Source organism: Caballeronia sp. LZ003, from assembly GCF_031451465.1.
In the GTDB taxonomy this organism is placed as follows: domain Bacteria; phylum Pseudomonadota; class Gammaproteobacteria; order Burkholderiales; family Burkholderiaceae; genus Caballeronia.
Genome location: NZ_JARUXJ010000277.1, coordinates 1 through 3,907, shown reverse-complemented (window position 1 = coordinate 3,907; position 3,907 = coordinate 1). Strand labels below are relative to the sequence as shown.

Here is a 3,907-nt window from a genome sequence, read left to right as displayed (position 1 = left end):
GGCGCTCTCGGCAGGCAACCTCATGAAGGTTGCTCAGGCAATGCGCGCGGCCCATCCCGACGCCGAAATCACCGTGCTGGCTGATCTCGGCAACGGGCAGCAGAAGGCAGTTGATGCGGCGCGATCCGTAAATGGCAAGGTCGCGCTGCCGGACTTCGGCGATAAGCGTGTAGACAACGAAACCGACTTCAACGACATGCACACGCGCTTCGGTACGGCCGCAGTCGCCGCGCAGATTAGACAGGCTGCAACGTCTGATAGTGGCGAACCGTCAGACCGGAGCGCCGTCGGAGCGACATCGGCCGGAGAAGGTGAGCTCGAAGCACATTACGAGCTTCGACAGGACGGTTTGTACTTTGTGGGCGTGAAGGTCGATCGCGACAGCGGCAAGACGGTATTTCTCGCGCCTCGGTGGCTCTGCGACTCGCTGGAGGCGTTGGGAAGCGGCCGCGATAGCTCAGGCCGCCAGATGCGCGTGTTGCGCTGGCGACGCGCGGGTTGCGGTGAAGAGGTGGTCGAGGCCATGCCCAATGCAGAGATCGGGGAGCGCGATGGTTGGGCGCGACTGCGTAGCGGCGGCTTGGCGGTCGCGACCGATCGTGCAGCTCGTGAGCGACTCGCGTACTGGCTTCAGACCGAGAACCGCGACGCGTGGTATGAGATCGTCAGCATGACCGGCTGGCAGCACGGCGCTTTCGTATTGCCGACCGGGGAAGTCATCGGGCAACCAGATGCTCGCATGCACTTTAACGGCAAACCGGACAATCCGAGCGCCTATAAGGCGCGTGGCACGCTTGGCGATTGGCGAGAGCAAGTAGGTCGTCTGACACAAGGTAATGCTCTGGCTATGACGGGCGTTGCGTGCGCGCTGGCCGGGCCGCTGCTTTCCATTGCCGGAGAGAAAGACGGCATTGGTTTGCATCTCTATACCAACTCTACAGCGGGTAAGAGCACCTGCGCCGAGGTGGCTGCTAGCGTCTGGGGAAATCCAGACCGCAGCAAGGCGAGCTGGAATGGTACGTCCTTAGGTTTGTCGCTGATGTCAGAGTCAGCCAATGATCGATTGTTGTATCTCGATGAGATCGGCGCGGGCGAAGCGCGCAAAATCGGCCCGGCGATCTACCAAATGCTCAATGGCATTTCGAAGGTGCAGGGAGCGCGTGATGGCGGCACAGTCGCTTCTCGGTCGTGGAGGCTGACGCTTATCTCGACGGGCGAAGTCGCGATGAGTCAGTATCTCGCCGAAGGCGGTCTAAAGCCGCGTGGCGGGCAGGAGGTGCGCTTGCTTGATGTGCCCGCCGACGCGGGCGCACACCGGGCATTTGACGAACTGCATGGCTACGCCAGCGCCGAAGCGTTCGCCGACGCGCTCACGGCTGGCGCCCGCGCACAGCACGGCACGCTCGGACCTGCATTCGTTGAATGGCTACTGCCAAGGTGGAGTGAAGCACGCGAGACGATCGCGTGCGAGCGGGCTCGTATGGTGGCGATGGTGCCATCGGACGCCGCGCCACCCGTGCGGCGCGCGACACGCAAGTTCGCCCTGCTAGCCGCTGCCTTGGTGATGGCCTCGCAAACGGGTCTGACGGGGTGGACTACCGAAGAGTCGCAGCAGGCAATTGACACTGTCTGGCGGCGGTGGCTCGATGTGTTCGGGACGGGGGACCGCGATGATGAGCGCCTAGTTGAGCAGGTTGAGGGGCTCATCGAGCAGCATGAGCACTCGAGATTCGTTCGCCTACCGCTCACCGACAGCATGCCGGTCGTGCACAACTCGCTGGGGTTCATCCGGACCGACGCCGACGGCAAAATCACCGTGTACGTGCCGCCCGCAACGTTCAAAGGCGTGTTTGTCGTCGGTTATGACCTGAAGCACGCCTGCAAGGCTCTTCATAACGCTCGCATCCTTTTGCGTCCAACGGGCCGCAATGGATGGACGAAAAACGGTGGACGCGGCCTGGGGCAGGTCTACGTGCTCTACCCGCGCAAAAATCACGCTGATTGGAAAGCTGACGACGATAAGTAGCGCGACGCTGCACTCCACCTTAAACCTCGCCACCGCGCGAGGTTTTTTTATGGCCAGACGTTACACGTTTACCCGAAAGCTTTGTCAGGCAAGGATTGATGGCTTTCTAATAACTTTCACTGACTTTTCGTGAATTTCCGAAATTCCCGTATAGGGAAATCCCACTGCCAACACTGCCAACTGCCAACTACCCTATTTAAACCCTTATGCTATATAGCTTTTGCTGTTGGCAGTGTGTTGGCAGTGTTGGCAGTGTTTCGCATGACGGAATCCCTGATAGCGGGGCGTGGGCAGTCGACTGCCAACAATTGGCATCAAATCGCAATCCACTGCCAACAGCGAACTCCTTATCCAGCAAGGGTTTGGAGGCGCAGTTGGCAGTTTGGCAGTGTTGGCAGTGGAAATGTGTACCTATAGAGTGCGGGAGCCAATCCCTTTTAATTGCTGCAAGCAAATTGAAGGGTTTTAAACGCGACTTCGTACTGTGTCCGTCGAACGCATCAGATTGTCCGCTGACCATGCTCTCGCTAGGCTCGTTGCTTCGTTCGTTTGCGAGGTTTCGATGTCTTTGAGAATTGTTTGTGCTGGTCGCCATCTCATCACCGCATTGGGTACCGAGGCGGCCGTTCGGCGATGCGCTGGGGTGACCTCTGTCGTCACGACTCAATGCGCTGATGAGTTGTCCAAGCTTGCGCTCGATTGCGACGTAATTGTCGCGGACCTTCAGAGCGTCTCGTCGCGAAATAACGCTCTTGGGCAACCCTTGCTCACCCGCATTCGGGCAGGTCATATCGATGTGGGCCTGGTACTGCACTCGTGCATTAAAAATCCTGCTTATCTTGCGACGCTGTCAGCCCTGAAAGCGGTACATGCCGTACTTGACGACGATGAAATTGGTGTGCATTTGAAGCCGGCAATTAAGGCCGCGCATGCTCGCAAGAAATTCGTTTCGCCCACACTTGCGAAGTACGCGGCGACACTGCCCAGACGCGGCCAAAGTTATCAGCCCCTTACTGCATGTGAGATCGACGTATTAAGCGCTACCTTGGCCGGGCAGTCTTTGACGGATATCGCACTGGCACGTAGGCGCTCGAAGCAAACTATCTGCACTCACAAGACGAACGGGATGCTTAAATTGGGCATAGCAACGAGCGCTGAGCTATTCCGACTGTTTTCGGAAGAGGACATGTGCATCCTTCACGACAGGACATTGGTGCTGGAAGCTGGCGTTCAGGATGGGGCGAGTTGCTCCTGAAGATTTAGGAGCTTTATATCGCGTCGCTCAGACCGACACCGATTGGGATGAAAGAGGGGGTCTGCCGAGAATGGGCAGACCCCTTTTGCATATGTAGTGGCGAACAAGTGGCGAAGTGCACCGCGCAAACCCGCGTCAATGCTGGATTGCCACATTCTTGTAGGTCATCCGTACAGGGCCGCGCTACACCCATCAGGTCAAATAAAATTGCAAGTAATGAGATATTGACGACATATAATTTGTGATGTAGTCAACACTCAATCCGTTTATTCGAATCCATCGTGAACTCGCAACCTGTAATGCCCGGCTTCGTCCTTGACGCGCGAGGCCGCTACGTCCCCGAATCAATGGTCAAGCCCGTTGATCGTCTACGTGACCAGACGGTCATGGCCCTGATCGACAGTGCGAAACAACATCAGAAGCAGCTCCTTGCATTCAAGGAACGGGCCTTTGCTGATGTCGCCGCGTTCGTCGAAGCCAGCAGCGAGCAGTACGGCGTGCGTATGCGGGCCATCAAGGGAAACATTTCGCTGGTGACCTTTGATGGGCGCTATAAAGTCGTGCGACAGATCGCCGAGCACATCCAGTTCGGCGAACAGTTGCAGGCGGCCAAGGAGCTGATCGAC

At 57.8% G+C, this 3,907-nt stretch carries 3 protein-coding genes; all 3 read left to right on the top strand.

Annotated elements, in window-relative coordinates; translation table 11 throughout:
- The coding region (locus QCE79_RS38980; RefSeq protein ID WP_309854495.1) for a DUF927 domain-containing protein at positions 1-2,026 on the top strand (2,026 nt) is incomplete at its 5' end.
- 562 nt (positions 2,027-2,588) lie between these two features.
- Positions 2,589-3,281, top strand: a complete 693-nt coding sequence (locus tag QCE79_RS38975) for a LuxR C-terminal-related transcriptional regulator (RefSeq protein ID WP_309854492.1) — start codon at positions 2,589-2,591, stop codon at positions 3,279-3,281.
- A 281-nt stretch (positions 3,282-3,562) separates the two neighbouring features.
- The coding region (locus tag QCE79_RS38970) for a DUF3164 family protein (protein ID WP_309854488.1) at positions 3,563-3,907 on the top strand (345 nt) is incomplete at its 3' end.

Coding starts and splice junctions, on each gene's coding strand:
- QCE79_RS38975 (WP_309854492.1), top strand. CDS start 2,589: ATGTCTTTGAGAATTGTTTGTGCTGGTCGCCATCTCATCACCGCATTG.